Annotated in this window: 16 protein-coding genes and 1 riboswitch; of the genes, 12 read left to right on the forward strand and 4 right to left on the reverse strand. The window is 47.0% G+C overall.

The features are described 5' to 3' along the window. Nucleotides 1-129: 129 nt before the first annotated feature. Nucleotides 130-1,536 carry a S1C family serine protease gene (locus AC4EVX_RS05940; RefSeq protein ID WP_490159773.1) on the reverse strand — a complete coding sequence of 469 codons (1,407 nt, stop codon included), beginning with the start codon at nt 1,534-1,536 and terminating at the stop codon, nt 130-132. 238 nt (nt 1,537-1,774) lie between these two features. Here AC4EVX_RS05940 and AC4EVX_RS05945 point away from each other — a divergent pair, with 238 nt between their 5' ends. The 3 genes from AC4EVX_RS05945 (at nt 1,775) to AC4EVX_RS05955 (ending at nt 3,885) form a co-directional block, all read left to right on the forward strand. Continuing rightward, nucleotides 1,775-2,116 carry an arsenate reductase family protein gene (locus AC4EVX_RS05945; RefSeq protein WP_177977391.1) on the forward strand — a complete coding sequence of 114 codons (342 nt, stop codon included), beginning with the start codon at nt 1,775-1,777 and terminating at the stop codon, nt 2,114-2,116. Nucleotides 2,117-2,260: 144 nt separating this feature from the next. Continuing rightward, nucleotides 2,261-2,959: a metallophosphoesterase gene (locus AC4EVX_RS05950; RefSeq protein WP_177977390.1), complete on the forward strand. Its 699-nt coding sequence runs from the start codon at nt 2,261-2,263 to the stop codon at nt 2,957-2,959. 443 nt (nt 2,960-3,402) lie between these two features. Next, nucleotides 3,403-3,885 carry a DUF2798 domain-containing protein gene (locus AC4EVX_RS05955; protein WP_177977389.1) on the forward strand — a complete coding sequence of 161 codons (483 nt, stop codon included), beginning with the start codon at nt 3,403-3,405 and terminating at the stop codon, nt 3,883-3,885. Nucleotides 3,886-4,083: 198 nt separating this feature from the next. On the opposite strand, the gene aroD is transcribed toward AC4EVX_RS05955, so the two are convergent. Next, nucleotides 4,084-4,866 carry a type I 3-dehydroquinate dehydratase gene (gene aroD / locus AC4EVX_RS05960; protein WP_177977388.1) on the reverse strand — a complete coding sequence of 261 codons (783 nt, stop codon included), beginning with the start codon at nt 4,864-4,866 and terminating at the stop codon, nt 4,084-4,086. A 312-nt stretch (nt 4,867-5,178) separates the two neighbouring features. On the opposite strand from aroD, the gene AC4EVX_RS05965 reads away from it, so the two are divergent. From AC4EVX_RS05965 to larC, 4 genes are all read left to right on the forward strand, one after another. Beyond that, nucleotides 5,179-5,910 carry a DUF554 domain-containing protein gene (locus AC4EVX_RS05965; RefSeq protein ID WP_490159774.1) on the forward strand — a complete coding sequence of 244 codons (732 nt, stop codon included), beginning with the start codon at nt 5,179-5,181 and terminating at the stop codon, nt 5,908-5,910. A gap of 397 nt (nt 5,911-6,307) precedes the next feature. Continuing rightward, nucleotides 6,308-6,901, forward strand: coding sequence for an ECF transporter S component (locus tag AC4EVX_RS05970; protein ID WP_490159775.1), 594 nt, complete (start codon nt 6,308-6,310; stop codon nt 6,899-6,901). Nucleotides 6,902-7,159: 258 nt separating this feature from the next. After that, nucleotides 7,160-7,753 (forward strand): uridine kinase family protein, encoded by a 594-nt coding sequence (locus AC4EVX_RS05975; RefSeq protein ID WP_490159776.1) that lies wholly within the window; start codon nt 7,160-7,162, stop codon nt 7,751-7,753. 54 nt (nt 7,754-7,807) lie between these two features. Then, on the forward strand, nt 7,808-8,740 hold the full coding sequence (larC, locus tag AC4EVX_RS05980) for a nickel pincer cofactor biosynthesis protein LarC (protein ID WP_490159777.1): 933 nt from the start codon (nt 7,808-7,810) through the stop codon (nt 8,738-8,740). A gap of 117 nt (nt 8,741-8,857) precedes the next feature. Here the strand turns inward: larC and AC4EVX_RS05985 are convergent, their stop codons facing one another. Beyond that, entirely contained in the window at nt 8,858-10,276 is a 1,419-nt protein-coding gene (locus AC4EVX_RS05985) for a sodium/glutamate symporter (RefSeq protein WP_490159778.1), read from the reverse strand. Between the two features lie 494 nt (nt 10,277-10,770). Here AC4EVX_RS05985 and AC4EVX_RS05990 point away from each other — a divergent pair, with 494 nt between their 5' ends. From AC4EVX_RS05990 to AC4EVX_RS06000, 3 genes are read left to right on the forward strand one after another with little or no spacing between them, the layout of a single operon-like run. Then, entirely contained in the window at nt 10,771-12,297 is a 1,527-nt protein-coding gene (locus AC4EVX_RS05990; RefSeq protein ID WP_177977382.1) for an FAD-dependent oxidoreductase, read from the forward strand. A gap of 19 nt (nt 12,298-12,316) precedes the next feature. Then, nucleotides 12,317-13,561, forward strand: a complete 1,245-nt coding sequence (locus AC4EVX_RS05995) for an FAD-dependent oxidoreductase (protein ID WP_177977381.1) — start codon at nt 12,317-12,319, stop codon at nt 13,559-13,561. Beyond that, nucleotides 13,554-13,949 carry a DUF1667 domain-containing protein gene (locus AC4EVX_RS06000; protein WP_177977380.1) on the forward strand — a complete coding sequence of 132 codons (396 nt, stop codon included), beginning with the start codon at nt 13,554-13,556 and terminating at the stop codon, nt 13,947-13,949. Before AC4EVX_RS05995 ends, AC4EVX_RS06000 begins: the two co-directional genes overlap by 8 nt. Before the next feature lie 36 nt (nt 13,950-13,985). On the opposite strand, the gene AC4EVX_RS06005 is transcribed toward AC4EVX_RS06000, so the two are convergent. Continuing rightward, nucleotides 13,986-14,810: a TrmH family RNA methyltransferase gene (locus AC4EVX_RS06005; protein WP_490159779.1), complete on the reverse strand. Its 825-nt coding sequence runs from the start codon at nt 14,808-14,810 to the stop codon at nt 13,986-13,988. 205 nt (nt 14,811-15,015) lie between these two features. Continuing rightward, a riboswitch (TPP riboswitch) is annotated at nt 15,016-15,119 on the forward strand. 96 nt (nt 15,120-15,215) lie between these two features. On the opposite strand from AC4EVX_RS06005, the gene thiW reads away from it, so the two are divergent. Both thiW and thiM read left to right on the forward strand, forming a co-directional pair. After that, the gene (thiW, locus tag AC4EVX_RS06010) at nt 15,216-15,809 is read left to right on the forward strand and encodes an energy coupling factor transporter S component ThiW (protein WP_177977378.1); all 594 of its coding nucleotides are present in this window, start codon (nt 15,216-15,218) and stop codon (nt 15,807-15,809) included. Then, a complete protein-coding gene (thiM, locus tag AC4EVX_RS06015; protein ID WP_490159780.1) occupies nt 15,766-16,683 on the forward strand; it encodes a hydroxyethylthiazole kinase in 918 nt (305 codons plus the stop codon). Before thiW ends, thiM begins: the two co-directional genes overlap by 44 nt. The last annotated feature ends 114 nt before the right edge of the window (nt 16,684-16,797 follow it).

Raw genomic sequence — 16,797 nt, forward strand, 5'->3', positions numbered from 1 at the left:
TGAAGGTATATGAAGAGAGGAGAGCTGTGTTCCAGAGATGGAACATGGCTTTTTTGTTTTATAAAAAATATTTTAATAAACTCAAAAATAAGTCCTGCACCGGTCACCCGGCGCAGGACTTATGAATGCTTATGAATTGTTATCGCTTGGGCGACTGCCGAGCGTTACGGTTACATCGTGCTCCTGATACGTTCCGTCCGTCAGAGACTGAACCGTCAGGGTGACTGTCGATCCGCTCTTATAGTAGGTGAGCATCTCTTTGAGTTCATCCATTGTGGTGACAGACTGACCGTCAAACTTGGTGATGATGTCCTTCTCCTTCAAATCGGAGGAAGCAGCAGCACCGTCATCGAGAATCTTGTAAACGTAGATGCCGACCGGCATTCCGTATGCTTTGGAAGCATTTGCATCGATGTTCGTTCCCTGAATACCGAGGAATCCCTGAGCACTCTCGTCGAGAGCCTCTCTTGTCTGCTTTGTCTTTAGGTTGTCGAGAATCTCACCGGCCTTGGAGATCGGGATTGCATAACCGATACCCTCGACTTCCGTGGATGCGGTTTTTGCCGCATTGATGCCGATGACATTTCCGTTCAGATCGATCAGAGCACCGCCACTGTTACCAGGGTTAATGGCAGCATCTGTCTGGATGTAAGTATGGCTGATTCCGTTGCTGTCGGAGATCTCACGGTTCAGTGCGCTGACATAACCGACGGTGACGGACTGACCGTAACCGAGAGCGTTGCCGATTGCGATGACCTGCTGACCTGCCTTGAGGTTGTCAGAATCGCCAAGAGTGGCAACTTTGATCTTGCTCAAGGTATCTGATGAAATATCACTCAGCTTAACTGCGATGACAGCAAGGTCAGTCGCGGAATCCGTTCCCTTGACTGCTGCACTTGCGGTATTGTCATCGGAGAAGGTGACAGTCAGATCGCTTGCACCTGATACAACATGGTTGTTTGTCGCAATCAGCAGTTCACTGTCAGTCTTGTCAATGATGATTCCGGAACCACTGCTCTTTGCCTGATAGGTCTCCGGAAGACCGAAGATTCCGTACTGCTGAACCGTCATTGTATCGTTGATTGCTACGACCGACGGCATTGCCTGCTCCACGACATCGGAGACATCCATCACGGTATTGGAAACCGGTATCGAGGCTGCTCCATTTGTTGTGCTGTCGTTACTCTGACCAAGTGTTGTGGAGACAGCAGGGATTCTTGTATAGCGTTCCCCGATGTAGCTGACACCTGTCATCACACCGCCGGAGACAGCTCCGAACAGGACAGCTGCTGCGACGATTCCAGCTGTTTTTCTGGCGAGTTTCTTTGATGCCTTTGATGATTTGTGATTGTGGTTAAAACCGAAAGTTTGCTGAGACTCAGTCTCCTGAGAAGCAAATTTGGAAGACTTGCTCTCACCGAAGCCGGAGTTTGCAGAACTTGTGTGATCACTCATCGGATCTGGATTTTCTTTGTAATTGCTATATGTCTCATGGTTTTGATCTTCATATTCATCATGTTTGTTTTCGTCATACATATCAATCACTCCTCTCAGAAAAATTTTTCTGTTACCGTTCATGTGTTGCCTATATTATTTACATTACATAATCGATAATCTTTTTTTCGCTTTCTGACTACCAATATAGTGAGGATATTTGATATAATTGTGATATAATTGTGGAGATTTTGTGTCTTCTAAATTTTGTATACTGAAAAGAAAAATATTATAAAAATTAGATGTGAGATTGGAAAACAGAAGGAGAACGAAATAGAAGATGAACATTCAGATTTTTGGAACAGGAAAATGTTTTGATACGAAGAAGGCGATGCGCTATTTTAAGGAAAGAAAGATTCCATTTCAGATGATTGATATGAAGGAGAAGGGACTCAGCAAGGGAGAGTATCAGCGCGTGCGTCAGGCGGTAGGCGGTTTAGATGCGATGCTTGACCCAAAGTGTAAGGATCAGGATACCTTAACGTTGATCAAATATCTTGCGGAGGAGGATCGCGACCAGAAAGTTCTCGAAAATCAGCAGGTGCTCAAAACTCCGATTGTGCGAAATGGAGCGCAGGCAACGGTCGGATATATGCCGGATGTCTGGAAGAACTGGAAATAAGGGATTTAGAAAATAAGAGACTGTAAAAGATTAAAGGAATTAGAGAAATGAGAGAAATTAGGAAATGAAAGGGATAAAAAAGGAGAAGAATATACGGCAATGATAATGGATAAAGACGGATGAAGATAAAGGAGGAAAGATAGTATGGCATTGTATGCGATGGGTGATTTTCACCTCGCTTTTTCAACTGGAAAGACAATGGAAGTGTTTGGAAAAGAATGGAAGGACTATGTCAATCGAATTGAGAAAAATTGCAGAAAATGTCTTCGTCCGGAAGACACGATTGTGATTACTGGAGATCACTCATGGGGGAGAAATCTTCCAGAATGCGAACAGGATCTCAAGTTTATAGAAAATCTTCCCGGGAGAAAGATTCTGCTTCGAGGAAATCATGATATGTTCTGGGACGCAAAGAAGACAGAAAAGTTGAACCAGATGTTTGCAGGGCGACTCCGATTTCTTCAGAATAATTTTGAGGTCTATGAGGATTACGCGCTTGTAGGCACCAAGGGATACTGCTATGAGGGGAAGGACAGCATTGAGCATTTTTATAAGATCCGGGATCGGGAAGCCGCAAGACTCCGATATTCGTTTGAACTTGCAAAAGCATCGGGGTACACGAAATTTTTGATGTTTCTTCACTATCCGCCGACGAGCATCGGGGAGCAGGAGAGCCCATTTACGCAGATGGCGGAGAAATATGGAGCGGAGCAGGTGATTTACTCGCACTGTCATGGACAGGAGCGTTACGATGACAGCTTTAAGGGAATGGTCAATGGAATCGAGTATTCACTGGTGTCCTCGGATTATCTGAAGTTTCATCCGCAGAAAATTTTGCCGTAATGATGCGCAGTGATTCTGATTGGGAAATCTCAGCAGAGTTGGCCAGAATTACGTGCCAAATCATTGAGAATATCGATTTGAACTCAAAGGGGATGCCGAATGCATCCTCTTTTTCTTTGCATTTTCATGCGCAAAACAGGCAAAAGAGAAGCCGAAACAGAAAGAAAAATGAATGAAAATGACGATACAGAAAGCAGAGTAAAAGAGGTGTCAAAGGACATTTCGACGAAATGAAAAAAAGTGCTTACGAAGACAGAAAATTTTCTGTATAATGGGGACTTGCAGTTTGAAATTGGAAGAGTTTTCAGACATAAGAAGCTGAAAAAAAGAATGAAACGGCAAGGAAACGAACCGAAAAAACAAAAGGCAACAGAGAAAAGAAAACGACAGAAAAGAAAGAAACAAAAAAGAGAAAAACGAAAGAAAAAAGGAGAAAAACGAGTATGCCACAGAATAAGAGAGAGAGTTTGATTTTTACTGTGATGATGTGTTGCACGATGGTGCTCTGGATGAGCATTTACAACGTGACGCTTCACATGGGAGCACTGAACTTGGAGACGATTAAGGAAGCATGGGTGGGATTTCCGATCGCCTGCATATTTGCAATGTGTCTCGACTGGTTTGTTGTGTCTGGATTTGCAAAGGGATTTGCCTTCCGTTTTCTGGTAAAACCGCAGGATAGCGGACTGAAGAAGGCAATCTGTGTATCTACCTGCATGGTTGTTCCGATGGTATTTTTCATGTCCCTGTACGGCGCATTAGAGGCATGCACCCATACTGGCACTTGGAATCTTGTTCCGATCATCTGGCTGACAAACATCCCGAAGAACTTTATCATGGCACTTCCGTTCCAGCTGATCGTTGCAGGACCGCTGGTTCGCAAGGTATTCCGCAGTCTCTTCCCGATAGGAACGGTACTGGCATAAGACAGCATAAGAAATAAGAAACGGGAATCATCACGTGCGATCATGTATCATTACATACAATTACGTATAATCGCATTATAAATATTGAGAAAAAGAAATCTCTTTCCGATATGATTTTGGATTCTGGAGACAGATAAACGATCAATCATATCGGGAGAGAGTTCTTTTTTTATTTGGAGTAGTGTTTTGGGTATGTTTCTACTTCTCCTGTGTATCTTCTGGCAGGTTCTGGTGAATCAGATTCAGCACAGAGCGTAAATCTTCGGCGTTGATCTGACCGGGAGCGGAAACCTTTCCGACTGCACCGAAGGTCAGAGCGGAACCGAAGACTTCCCCACAGAGACGGCTGATGAGACCCGTGCCTCCCATCGACATTGTGATGATCGGTTTTCTGGAAAAACGGGAAGCGTTTTCCGTAGCAGAGAGCAGGCGGATGACATCGCGTCTGGAAGTTGGCATGACAGCGATTTTCAGGATGTCAGCGCCCAGAAAATCCATTTTCTTGAAAATATTCAGGAGAGTTTGTTCAATCGGGGTCTCATGAAAATGATGATTCGATGCAATGACCGGAACTTCGTGTGCGTGTGCGTCCGCAATTATGTTCTGAACAATGTCATCACCGCTGAAGATTTCGACATCGATCAAGTCGACAAGACCGGAGGTGACGGCGCGATGATTTAAGAGAATGTAATCCTCCATTGAGATTTCGCACTCTCCGCCCTCTTTCTTGGTGCGGAAGGTGAAGAGGAGAGGAGTGTCCGGGAGAATCTCGCGGAGGGTGTGAAGTGCCGTCTCCATCTCATTCTGATCGAGAATATTCTGGAAGTGGTCGACACGCCATTCCACGACGTCAGGGGAAACGTTCTTGATCGTTGTGGCAGACGCAGTGATCTCTTCTAAGGTAGTGCCTACAATCGGGACGCAGACTTTCGGAAGTCCCTCTCCGATTGTGATGTTGCGGACGGTAACAGATTTCTTCATAATTTAATAAATCCTTTCTAAATTTTTCTGAGGATGTTGAAAATCTCAAAAAATCTTTTTGAATGATGCTGTGAATGACTTTGACATACCGAAAAGATTGGAATTGCTGTTTCCATCATATCATGGAGACGGAGCGGGTGGCAAGCATTACTGGTATTACGGTGTTACGGGGATCACTATTCATGCGCATGTGCCAGGAACGAAGATTTTGAAAACGAAGAAAAATAAGTTGACATAAAGGATAAGTTCTCGTTATGATTATAAGATAAGGCAAAAAAGATAAAAGAATAGGGAAAGAAGGAATGAAGAGTTATGCCAGTTGGAATTTTGGTTAATGCGCTGTCGATTGTGGCAGGAGGTCTGATCGGTCTATTTGTGGAGGATCGACTCGATCTTGACTTTAAGGAAAATCTGAATATGATTTTCGGTGTCTGTGCGATGGGAATGGGAATCAGTTCGGTTATGCTGATGAGAAATATGCCGGCGGTCATCTTTTCCGTGGTAATCGGAACTGCAATTGGACTGATGATTCATTTAGGAGATAAGATTCAGAAGGGCGCAGGCATGATGCAGAATGTTGCATCAAAGATTGTGACGAATAAGAATACTTCTATTTCAGAGGAAGAGTTCATGACAACTCTGGTGACGGTGATTGTGCTGTTTTGTGCGAGCGGAACCGGAATCTATGGTTCGATTGTATCTGGAATGACCGGAGATCACAGTATTCTGATTGCAAAGTCGGTGCTGGATCTGTTCACGGCAATGATTTTTGCATGCATGCTTGGTGGAGTGGTGTCTCTGATTGCAATTCCTCAGTTAATCATCTTCCTTGCACTTTTCTTCTGTGCAGGTCTGATTTATCCGATGACAACCCCGGAGATGATTGATGATTTTAAGGCAGCGGGCGGATTTATCATGCTGGCAACCGCTTTCCGTATGATGAAGGTAAAAATGTTCCCGACAGCGGATATGATTCCTGCGATGGTGCTTGTATTTCCGGTGAGCTGGATTTGGAGCACCGGGATTCTTCCACTGGTGAGCTAAAACAAAGAAATGGGAATGTAAGGATATGAGAAAAAAATATGGGTTGACAGAAGTGTATTTTTTTCTGTATAATTGCATTATTATAGAAGCGAAGTACACAAGTACTTTATGTGATCAGAAGGATCATCGAATATAAGGCGGAAGCCTGTATTTGGTGATCCTTTTTCGTTTCATAGGAAATTGCGTCCTATGAAGCAAAAAATGCTCCGCAAGGATGCAAAGCGCCAGTGGCGCTTGTTATGCACCGACCGCAGTGGAACGAAGAGGTGCATTCGGCGCAGGAGAATATGGTTGCCGAAGCGATTACATATTTGGTGTAGCTGCCGATCTGATTTTTGGAATTTCCATTATTTTTTATTATTTTCAGAAATCTCATTTTTTAGAAAGGACAGGAAATATGGATCAAACAAGACAAAACAAAAAGAAAACTCAGAGAGAGAGCAATCAGGAGAAAACAAGAAAACTCACACTTTCCGCAATGTTCTTTGCACTTGGAATTGTGCTTCCGTTCTGGATTGGACAGATTCCGGCAATCGGAAAAGTATTGCTTCCGATGCACATTCCGGTTCTGCTGTGTGGTTTGATTGTCGGATGGAAATACGGATTTGCAGTCGGATTTCTGCTCCCGATCGTGCGCGGAATGCTCTTTGGCATGCCGAAGCTGTTTCCGAATGGAATGGCGATGGCAGTGGAACTTGGAACGTATGGACTGGTAATCGGACTTGCTTACGGACATTCCAAGTGGAAAAATATGCTTGCGCTTTATCGGAGTCTGATTATTGCAATGCTTGCAGGACGCATTGTCTGGGCACTCGCTGAGGTGGTACTCTTAGGTGTTACGGGAAGCGTATTTACCTGGCAAATGTTTATGGCAGGAGCTTTCCTCAATGCAATCCCGGGAATCATTCTTCAGCTCGTGCTGATTCCGACTGTGATGATGGCTTTAGATCGCGCGAATGTTCTGAAACTTTCTCAGACAGAGCGGGCATAATAGACGCGCAAACATTCACGATTCAGTGAGTTGTGATAAATTGCGATATTGATTTTTTGAGGAATTAGAGAGAAAATAAAGAAAGATACAAAAGGATACAACAAGATATAAAAAGATACAGAATAAAGACATAGAATAAAGACACAGGAAATTTAGAAAATGCAAAAATCACAAGAATCTCAGAAATTACAAAACATACAAGGACAGAATCAGGATGGCTGTGATGACCAGAAAGGGATGGCGGAAGAGTTATCCTGTATGGCTCAGGAGACAGAAAATATCCTGAGAGAAATCCGCGGATTGCAAGCTCTGTATCCGCGGGTTTTTGTCGCTGTTGACGGCAGATGCGGGGCGGGAAAAACGACACTCGCGCAGGAGATCCAGAAGCGGACGGGCTGTGTGCTCTTTCACATGGATGATTTTTATCTGCGGATAGAACAGCGGACGAAGGAGCGTTATGAAGAGCCGGGAGGAAATGTCGACCGGGAGCGTTTTTGGGAAGAGGTGCTGAATCCACTAAAGACGGCGGAGAATGGAGCGACTTTGAGCTATCGCCCGTTTCTGTGTGGAAAGTGGGTGCTCGGGGATCCGATCTCAGTAAAAGTCGGATCGCTGATTGTGGTGGAAGGCTCGTATTCGTGCCATCCAGAGCTTTTTGATCAGTATGATCTGCATGTGTTTGTGGATATTGATCCCGAGACACAGCAGGAGCGCATTTTAAAGCGAAACGGGGCAGAGAAACTTGAGATGTTTCAATCACGCTGGATTCCGATGGAGGAGATGTATTTCTCTGCATTTGATATTAAGAAAAAATGTGAGATTCAGTTGAATGCGAATAGGAAAAGCGTATAAGAAAGAAAAATTATAGGGGTATTATTCTAAGAAAAAAGAAACAGGAGAAGAACGATGAGATCATTATATCTGGAGTGTTATTCAGGAATCAGTGGAGATATGACGGTGGGAGCACTTCTTGATCTGGGAGCAGATCAGAAAGTGCTTGAGAAGGCACTTGCGAGCCTTCCCATTCAGGGATTTCAGACAGAAGTGACGAGAGTAAAAAAGTCCGCACTGGATGCATGTGATTTTCTTGTAAAGCTGGATGCAGAGCATGAAAATCACGATCACAATATGAATTATCTTTACGGACATCATCATGGGGAGGAGCATCATGAACACTGCCACGATCATGTTCACGATGACGATCATACGCATACTCATGAGCATGATGATCATGACGCACATGGGGAGGAGACGCATGATCACCACCATCATCATCACGAGCACCGCGGAATGAAGGAAATTCTGGCAATTTTGGAGCAGGCGGATCTGAGTGAAGGAGCGCGCAGACTTGCCGTGAAGATTTTTACAATTCTAGGCGAAGCAGAGGCAAAGGCACACGGAACAACCTTGGATCAGGTGCATTTTCATGAGGTCGGAGCGATCGACTCCATCGTGGATATCGTGTCGGCAGCGGTATGTTTTGACAATCTGGGAATTGAGCAGGTGATTGTCCCATTTCTCTGCGAGGGAAGCGGAACCGTGCGCTGTCAGCATGGAATTCTTCCGATTCCGGTCCCGGCAGTCGCAAACATTGCAACGGCAAATCGTCTGAGACTGCGCATGACCGGCGCAAAGGGCGAGTATGTGACGCCGACCGGTGCAGCGATTGTGGCAGCTGTGCGTACCTCCGAGAAACTGCCGGAGACCTTTGTGATTGAGAAAATCGGACTCGGTGCAGGAAAGAGAGAACAGGAGCTTCCGGGCATTCTGCGCGCAATGATTTTGAATGATGACGAAGCATCCGCTGACAGATGCAGGAATTGCAAAGTTTCAGGCTGATTATGAGGCATCGTTGAAGTAAGAGAAGAAGAAATAAAGAACGCTGTGACAGAGAAATTCTTTGCCACAGCGTTCTTTATTTTGCTGATCAGGTTTTTATCAATTTCGGGTGATACCTTATACCCCCTCTACACCGTCTGCATTTCCGATACTGCCCGTTGCAGATCTTGCGGAAGCGGAGGTCGGATGATAGACGGCAATCGGATTGCCCGGTCTCCACCAGTTTAAGAGGTAGGCAACGACGAACATCAGAGCGACACCGCCGAGGATCACCCAGGTCACAAGGTTTGCGCCGTAGACGCCAAACTGGGAGATGATGATCGGAGGAACAACCTGAAGGGCAACGAGAATCGGACGATTGAACAGATCAGAGATTCCAGAATCCTCGATACCGCGGGATTTTAAATCCGGGTCAACAACGCGCTGGAGAAGAACTCCGGTGGCAGCGACACCAGTTGCATGACCCCACACCATCATGTTGCGCTCGAACCAGTCGTAAGGAGAACTCTTTGCGCCGACGAGCATGAACCAGAGGAAGGTGACAAGGAAACCTGCGACACAGACCACAATCAGCGGAACTGCGTAGTGCATAACGAGAGCGAGTTTTACAGAGCCGACACCGGAGATGATCAGAAAGTCGGTGGAGGTTCCGCTGATTCGGCTGATTGTGCTTCTGTCGATATATTTGCTTGAGCCAGTGCGCTTTAAGATGCCCTGCATTAGGAATCCGAAGAGCAGTGCCATACAGAATGCCGGAATCTCAGCCGGGATCAGGGTTTTCAAAAACTGACAGAGATAATATCCGCAGAGGGACGGAACAAGAACGATTGCGAGGTGAAATGCCATCGGGTCTACGCAGATGCTGGAGATTGTGATCTTGCCACCCTGTTTCTGCTTTTCCGGTGCAATCAGACCGGTGCGAAGCTCAGAAGGGAGGTTTTTCGGATCGGTGACATAGTGGGTATAGCCTTTTCGAGTGCCCCAGTTGATGATCGCGATGCCACCGAGGATACCGCCGACAATGCCGACGGTTGCAGTTGTCATGCCGAGGTCACCGGCTTCCTCCCAGCCGAGACCGGCGAAGGTAGAGCCGACTGCGGCAGCCGTTCCATGACCGCCGTAGAAACCGGTTGCCATCATAAGACCGAAGCTGGGATTTAAGTTTGTGAAGAAACGGTTTAATACATATAAGGAAAGAAACATGCCGACACCATACTGGAGAACGGCGATTCCGGTGATGTTAAAAAACATTCCACCGATTGCCTTTCCACTCAAATGTTCTTTGGCGGGAGCATCACCGATCGGCATTGCCGCGAAGATCAGAACGATCAGGACGCTTGCGTAAGTTCCGAGACTTCCGGAAAACGGAATCACGCCGAGACCATTTGGTCCAAAGGCGAGTGCCAAAAATCCGGCGATCAGAGACGGGGGAATCAGAAGTTTCTGAAAAATTTTTACGTTTGCTCTCAGTACCTGACCAACCAGAAGAAGTCCGGCCATCAGGCTTACATCGGTAAATACAGTCCATAAAGTCATGTTCAATACCTCCATGTGAAAAGTGTGAAAAAATAGCGCCGAGGCCATTATAAAATGTATAAATATGCAGAATATGCATAAAACACATTTCCGCAGATAGCGCGGATGCCTCTGACGCCTTTGTCAGTCTTTGTCAAGGATGAACCCCTTAATAAAAGGATTATTGATCAGTTTCGCTCGAGTTGCCTGTATTATACGACCCTAAAATCGAAAAGTCAAGCGGTTTTACAATATTTTTCCTGTTATATCCACAACACTTTAATTGTGAAAGTCCAGGACAAAATTATTGAAAAATGTTTGGGAAAGAAATTGACAAAGTGAAAAAAGTATGTATATAATGCATACATGTTGCATACGAAACAGATGCGAATCTGGTAGAAGGCAGATACAAAACAGAAAGCAAATGCGAAAAAGAAAAACAGGAATAGAAAAGTCAACGAAAGTCAACATGGGAAAGACCAGAGAAGATTGAGGAGACTTGAGAGGAGGCAATTATGATCGAACAGGATACTACCGTTACTTATGACTGTCTGATTATTGGAGCCGGTGTAGTGGGAAGTGCGATTGCGAGAGAGTTGTCGCGTTACTGTCTCAACATTGGCGTATTAGAAAAAGAACCGGATGTGTGCTGTGAGACGAGTGCACGAAATTCCGGAGTTCTCCACGCAGGATTCAACAACAAGCCGGGATCATTGATGGCGCGTTTCTGTGTGGAAGGAAACCGAATGTTTGACCAGATTGCGAAAGAGCTGGATATTCCATATAAGAGAACCGGAAAGCTGATTGTGGGTTTCAACGAGGATGATCGAAAGCGTCTGGAACAGATGAAGGCAACCGGCGACAAGAATGGAGTTCCGGGGCTTGAACTCATCGACAAGGAGCGAATTCACGAGATTGCCCCTCTTGTCGGCGGAGAATTTGCGATGTGGTCCCCCTCAACGGCGATCCTCGATCCATTCCAGTACACGGTTGGACTTGCAGAAAACGCAGCAAAAAATGGCGTTTCCTTCTTCTTTTCCCATGAGGTCACAGCGATTGAGACGGACGAAGACGGGATTTACACCGTGACGACGACGAAAGGAAGTTTTCGGAGTCGCTGGATTGTAAACAGCGCCGGTCTCGGCTCTGCAAAGATCTCCACGATGCTCGGAATTGACGAGTACACGATCTATCCGTGCCGGGGCGAGTACTTCATTCTCGATCAGAAGATCGGACCGATGCTTCCGGTTCCCGCCTATCCCGTTCCGAATCCGAAGGAGGGCGGACTTGGCATTCACTTGACGCCATCGATCGATGGAAATGTCTTTATCGGACCGAGTTCCGAGTACATTGATTCCGATGACGACTATTCGGTGACACAGCACACGATGGATCTGTTGATCAAAGACGGATCACGGATTTTCCCTTATTTAAAGAAAGAATCGTTCATCCGAAACTTTGCGGGAATCCGACCGAAGCTGGCACCGAAGGAGGAGGGCGGATATCACGACTTTGTGATTGAGCGCCGAGATGAGATTGCGCCCCATGCGATCAACCTTGTGGGAATCGAGTCACCGGGTCTGACGAGCGCCGTGCCGATCTCAAAGGAAGTGGTTCGACTGATCGAGGAGGTTGAGACGCTGAAAACCAATCCGGACTTTGATCCGATCCGCAGACGCACAGAGACCTTCCGTGACAAGACACCGGATGAGCAGGCAGAGCTGATTCGTCAGAATCCGGATTACGGCGATGTGATCTGTCGCTGTGAAAATATCACGCGCGCCGAGATCCTCTCCGCGATTCACAATCCACTCGGTGTGCACACGGTGACGGGTGTAAAATATCGCTGTCGTGCGATGATGGGACGCTGTCAGGGCGGTTACTGCCAGGCGAAAATTTCAGAGCTTCTGATGCAGGAGACGGGGACGAAGAAAGAAGACCTGCGTTACTGTCGGGAGGACGGATGGATGTTTACGGGCGATGTCCGAACGAAGACAGAATCAGACGTAGATAAAAATTGTGAGAACGAGGATGCGCTTTGAGCGGACAGGAGGGAGAAAGATGAATCCAGTACATAAAAGTGTAGTGATCATTGGCGGTGGTCCGGCAGGGCTTGCCTCAGCAATCAGACTCTATGAAAAGGGAATCAAGGATATCGTGATTCTTGAGAGAGAACATCACCCTGGTGGAATTCTCCGCCAGTGTATTCATGACGGATTTGGACTAACCCGTTTCAAGGAGACGCTTAGCGGTCCGGAGTATGCGAGTCGCTTTGTCGATCAGGCGAAAAAACTTGGAATTGAGATTATCACGGACACGACGGTCATCGGTCTGACAAAGGATCGCCTTGTGACTTCGGCATCTCCGAATGGACTTTTGCAGTATCAGGCGGATGCGGTTATCCTCGCAATGGGATGTAGAGAGAGAACGAGGGGCGCACTCTCGATACCGGGAGAGCGTCCGGCGGGCGTGATGACGGCAGGCGTGGCTCAGACTTACGTCAACCTGAAAAATACGATGGTGGGACGCAACGTCATCATCCTCGGTTCCGGCGATATTGGCATGATCATGGCGCGCAGAATGACGCTTGAGGGCGCAAAAGTTCTTGCTGTCTTTGAGATTCAGCCGTATCCGAGCGGACTTCCGAGAAACATCGAACAGTGCCTGAATGATTACGGCATTCCGCTGTATTTGAGCCATACAGTGACGGGAATTCACGGAAAATCCCGACTTGAGTCTGTGACGGTCAGCGAGGTGGATGAGAATTTCAAGCCGATTCCAGGAACGGAGAAAGATTATGACTGTGATACGCTGATCCTCTCAGTTGGTCTGATTCCGGAAAATGAACTCTCCTTAAAAGCCGGGGTGACCCTCGATCCGAGAACGAAGGGACCTCTCGTCGATGAGAACTGTCAGACGAAGGTTCCGGGAATCTTTGCAGGAGGAAATGTTCTCCATGTTCATGATCTCGTCGATTTCGTTTCTCTCGAGGCAGAGCGTCTCGCAGATGCCGTCGTCGACTGGGTGAAGACACAGGAGCTTCCGGAGTGTGAGATTGCAGTGGAAGCAGAAGGTCCTCTCGGATATGTGCTTCCGGAGGCGATCAGCGGGGAGAAAGATGTGACGTTCTCGATGCGTGTGCGCCGTCCGATGAAGAATTGTCGTATTACAATCTCTCAGGACGGGGAAGTTCTTGTATCTAAGAAGCTGAAAAAGGCGATTCCGGCGGAGATGGAGCAGATGGTGCTTCCCCATGCAAAGCTGAAATCCAAGAATCCGGTAAAGGTGGTGATCTGCAGTGAATAGAGTATTTACCTGTATTTTATGTCCAAACGGATGTGAGATTGAAGTCGATTATGAGGGGACAACGCTTCACTCAGTCAGCGGAAATCTCTGCCCGAAGGGAAAAGAGTATGTGACACAGGAACTGGTATGTCCGAAGCGAAACATCGCAACCTCTGTGCTTGTAGAGGGAGGCGAACTCCCGCTTGTGAGTGTGCGTCTGACTGCCCCGATTCCGCGCGAGGAGATTTTTCATGTGGTTGAGGAGATTCGCAGACAGTGCCTGACCGCACCGGTCTATGCTGGAACCGTGATTCTTCCAAATGTTCTCGGTCTCGGCGCAGATGTGATTGCGACAAAGACCATTGCTCGTGCCAGAGGGCTTGCCGGTATCACGGAAAGCAAAACGTAAGCTCTTGTCGGAGCTGACGGAGCACACGATTGCGGGTCATTGCTTTCTGCGTCCGAGCTGCCAGAATGCGACCGCGCTGGCACTTGCAACATTCAGGGAATCGACCTCGTGGTATATCGGAATCATCACGGTGTAGTCGCAGTTTGCGATCGTTTCCTTAGCGAGACCATCACCCTCTGTTCCGAGAACCAGAGCGAGTTTGTCTTCGCGCATCAGCTGTGGATCGTCGATCGAGACCGAGTCCTTCTTGAGTGCCATTGCGACACTGCGAAATCCCATCGCCTTTAAGCGATCCATGCCGTCTTTTGACCAGTCGCCATCGATGAAAGTCCACGGAATCTGAAAGACGGTTCCCATGCTGACGCGGGAGGCACGGCGATAGAGCGGATCAGTGCATCCGTGTGTCAGAAGCACGGCATCCATGCCGAGACCGGCAGCGGAGCGAAAGATCGCGCCGACGTTTGTCGGATTCATCACATTTTCGAGGACAGCGATGCGGTGAGCGTTCGCACAGACCCTCTCGATCGACGGAAGTGATTTTCGGCGCATGGCACAGAGGATTCCGCGCGTCAGTGCAAAGCCGGTGAGCTTTGTCAGGACATCGAATTCTGCGACATATGCCGGAACATCCGGGCATTTTGCGAGCAGATCTTTCGCCTGCGTCTCAATGTGCTTTTTTTCAAGCAAAAAGGAGACTGGCTCATAGCCTGCCTGAAGCGCCCGCATGATGACATTAGGGCTTTCCGCAATAAAAAGCCCGGTCTGCGGTTCGTAGTAGCGCAGAAGCTGGTTTTCATTCAGCCGTGCATATAAGTCAAGTTCCGGTGCAGAAAAATCTTTAATTTCTATGATATTTGCCATAATCAAAAAACTCCATTTCATCATTTCTGGTCTTATTTTATAACGGCGCAGACAGATTTGTCCAGAATATGTTTGCGCAATGCGTGAACAGTAACAATTGACACTTTTTATCAAATATGATATGCTTGGTAACGAAAAATAAGAGAGCAAAACAAAAAAAGTCTTAAAACTTTCAAATTTTTTAAAATAAAAAAGATAGCAATGAGATGACAAGCGCGGGAGCCTGTGTGACAGGCTGAGAGGAAGATTGATCTTCGACCGTACCTGATTTGGGTAATGCCAACGGAGGGAAGCCTGAGAATGAGGAGTGTATCTCCGGAGCAAGTTTCCCGGAAGATATGCTCTTTTTATTTTTACAGGTTTCAATTACAGATCCAAAATACCGAAATCAGGAGGATGAAAAGGATGGAAAAAGAAAGAGTAAAGACATTTCGCATGGTATTTTTGGCAATGATGGTGGCAATCGGCGTGGTAATCTCCCCGATTCTGAGAATTGAGGGAATGTGCCCGACCGCGCATCTGATCAATATCACCTGTTCCGTGTTTATGGGACCGTGGTATTCTCTTCTGTGTGCCTGCATGATTGGTGTGATCCGCATGATGTTCATGGGAATTCCGCCGCTGGCTCTGACCGGAGCGGTGTTCGGAGCGTTTCTCTCCGGTGTATTTTACCGTGCCTCAAAGGGAAAAATCATCTGTGCGGTCTTCGGTGAGATCTTTGGCACCGGAATCATCGGTTCCCTCGTTTCCTATCCGGTTATGGCATTTCTGATGGGAAGAGAGGGACTCAACGCGTTCTATTACACCCCGATGTTTATCTCCGCGACGATTATGGGCGGAGTTACCGCATATGTATTTTTAAAGGCGTTGAGCCAGACGGGAATGCTTGCAAAAATTCAGGAGAGTCTGGGAGCAAAAATTTATGACAAGAACGGAAGAAAAAAGAGAGATGGACATGCAACTGATGAAACGCATGCAGGAGATGCGAAATTATATTAGAGAGACACAGCCGTTAATTCACTGTATCACAAATCCGATCTCGATTCATGATTGCGCGAATGTGATTTTGGCGACGGGCGCGCGACCGATCATGGCAGAACATCCGAAGGAAGTGGAGGAGATCACAGCGGTCTCCTCCGCTTTGATGCTGAATCTCGGGAATATCACGGATGTGAGGATGGAATCGATGAGACTTGCACTTGCGCAGGCGAACCGAGATAAGATTCCGGTGATCCTTGATCTCGTCGGCGTGACTTGCAGTCATCTGCGCCGAAGATTTGCGGAGTCCCTTTTGGAAGAGGGACAGTTTGCGGTGATCAAGGGAAATATTTCAGAGATTTTGGCGGTTGGTTCCCTGCCGTTTCACGGAACCGGCATCGATGCCGGGGCGGAGGATGCGGTTTCCGAGGAAAATCAGAGCCAGCGCGGAGAAGTCGCAAAATCGTTGGCAAAAACGTTGGGTTGTGCGGTTCTTGCAACCGGGAAAAAAGATCTCGTTGCGGTCTCTGATCAGGCATTTCTTGTCTCAAACGGAGATCCGGCATTGTCCGGAATCACAGGGACGGGATGTATGGTGGGAGCGCTGACTGCGTCCTATCTTCCGGCAGTCTCAACCCAGTCTCTTAGATCTTCTATTGGAACAAAAGGCACGGATTCTGAGTATTTGGTGGGTGATTCTTATGCAGAGGCGGAATCCGCATTTTCAGAAGGGGCTCTTTCGGCACTTCTCGGTGTTGTCACAATGGGAATTGCAGGGGAGAAGGCGACAAAAGCTTCCCGCGGTCCGGGAAGCTTTCAGACAGCACTTCTCGATGAAATTTTCTGCTTGAGCGAGGAGGCGTTTGCGAGAAAAGCCCGGATTTACCCGCTGTGACGTAAAAAGAAAAATGGATGAGAAAGAACCAGAAAGAAGAAACAAAAAAGAAACAGAGAAAAGAAATAAAGAAAAAATAGGAAATTAGAACTAGAAAATAGGAAATCAATAGGA

The organism is Brotaphodocola sp. (assembly GCF_983179755.1).